Genomic DNA, 1,890 nt, shown 5'->3' with positions numbered 1-1,890 from the left:
CGACAGCCGGCCTTGCTGCCTGAGCAGCCTATGAGGGTTTGTGTCAATGGGTCCTGTGGTGGGGTGTGGGCGTGTGGGTGTTGCCGGGCGGCCTGGTTGGGCGGTCCGGGTGCGGGTGCTGGTGGTGGTTGGTCGGCCGGGGTCGTGCCTGGCGCGGGCTCTACCTAGCGGTCAAACGGGTTGCTACCCAACAGCCTTCATCCGAGCTCGGGTCGCGCCGGGTGGGACTGCTCAGGCTCAGGCGCGGGTTGTGCCCTAGGTGCGGCGAGCTTGTCCCGGTCGGTGGGGTCTGGGTTCAGGCGGCGCTCACCTCCGCGGGCTGGGGTGCGCCGGCCAGGGTCGGGTCCCAGGGAGTGGCGGTGGTGATCACCACGTGCAGCTGGCGTAGCAAAGCAGCGGCGATGGCCACATAGGCCTGGTTGGGTTGCAGTCGGTTGTGGGTGCGGGTGGTCAGGTGTTGGTAGCGGGCGGCGTAGACCGGGTTGTGTCGCAGCGCGCCGAACGCCGCGCGCCAGGCGGCGGTTCGTAGGCGGGGCCGCCCGCGTCCGCTGATGGTGGTTGTGCCCTGGTAGCTGCCCGAGGAGTTCTCACGCGGGCACAGGCCGGCGTGTTTGACCACTGCCCGTGCGGAATCAAAGCGGGACAGGTCACCGGTTTCGGCGAGGATCGCCGCGACCGAGACCGCGGTGACGCCGGGAATGCTGCTGGCCAACTCGTTCAGGTGTAGCTCGGCCAGGACGGCGAGCATCCGGTGTTCGACCTCGCGGCACTCGACGGTGGCGTGGTGAAAGTCGTTGAGACCGTAGTGGGCACGTTCCAACGCTCCGGTCCGCTCGGGCGGCATGGTGGTCGCGAAAGCGGAGGTGATGATCGCGGTCAGGATCGGCCCGTGGATGCGGCGCACACCCCAGCGGGCAAGCTCACCGCGCAGCTTCGCCCGAAGCCGGGTGCGCGCGCGGGCGGGGCTGCGGTAGGCGGTGATGGTGCGTGGATCGCAGCCGATGATGGCCATGGTGGCCAGCCAGGTGGCCGAGTCCAATGGTTGAGCGGCGCAATCGAGCACCTGCGGCCAGGCACTGTCGAGCAGGTCACGCACCTGTTGGCGGGCCGCGGCTCGGCGGGTGAGTTGCTCGGTCCGTCGCACGCCGAGGTGACGCAGCCGTGCCCAGTGCTGATCGGCGTGTTCGGGCAGGTAGATGTGGAGTTGGGTGGTCAGGCGGGCGATCAGCAGGGCGTCTTTGTCGTCGGATTTGTCGCGGGTGAAGTCTTCGGTTTCCCGAGCCCGTGCCACGACCATCGGTTGCACGCACACCATCTGCGCTCCGACTGCGGCGGCCAGATCGGCCACCACTTTCCAGCGGTGCCCGGTCGGTTCACAGGCGATGACGATGCCGGTGAACCCGGCCGCCTCAGCCTGGGCACGACTCCACTGAATCGCCGACCCCAATTTCCACGGGGTGCAGGCAAAGGTCTTGCGGGCCAGCACGCGGGAGTCATGATCGGCGACGACGATCACCTGTTTCTTGGCTGCCAGATCAATCGCCACCACCGCGTAATCGCGGCGCACGATCTCCCGCAGTCGGCTCAAACGGTCGTTTCGGCGTTTCGTTCCTCGACTCAAGGGACTAGCGTCAGACATCGACATCCTCCTTGTTGTGGTTGGGACACCAAGCCCTTACGACCACAACAGGAGGATGTCCCGTATTTCACAACCTTCGAGCTATTACTAGGTGCGAGGAGCGAAAGCCGCCGGGCTGAGTAGCGACGAAGGAGCGTATCGAAGTCGACGACCCACGAAGGCCTGGTGAGACGAGGTCGCCGGCCCTTCGTGGCTCGCTCCGCTCGCACCTCAGGGAGCAGTGGGCGGGCCGCGCGCCCCGCAGGAGCGGG

At 67.4% G+C, this 1,890-nt stretch carries 1 protein-coding gene; it reads right to left on the bottom strand.

What is annotated here, in order from left to right; genetic code table 11:
• Positions 1 to 295: 295 nt before the first annotated feature.
• On the bottom strand, positions 296 to 1,567 hold the full coding sequence (locus LQD00_RS22660) for an IS110 family RNA-guided transposase (protein ID WP_232719527.1): 1,272 nt from the start codon (positions 1,565 to 1,567) through the stop codon (positions 296 to 298).
• Between the last annotated feature and the right edge of the window lie 323 nt (positions 1,568 to 1,890).

It is taken from the genome of Gordonia metallireducens (assembly GCF_021245825.1).
In the GTDB taxonomy this organism is placed as follows: domain Bacteria; phylum Actinomycetota; class Actinomycetes; order Mycobacteriales; family Mycobacteriaceae; genus Gordonia; species Gordonia namibiensis.
The sequence above is the reverse complement of the archived record's forward strand: the minus strand, read 5'-3'. Positions and strand labels throughout refer to the sequence as shown.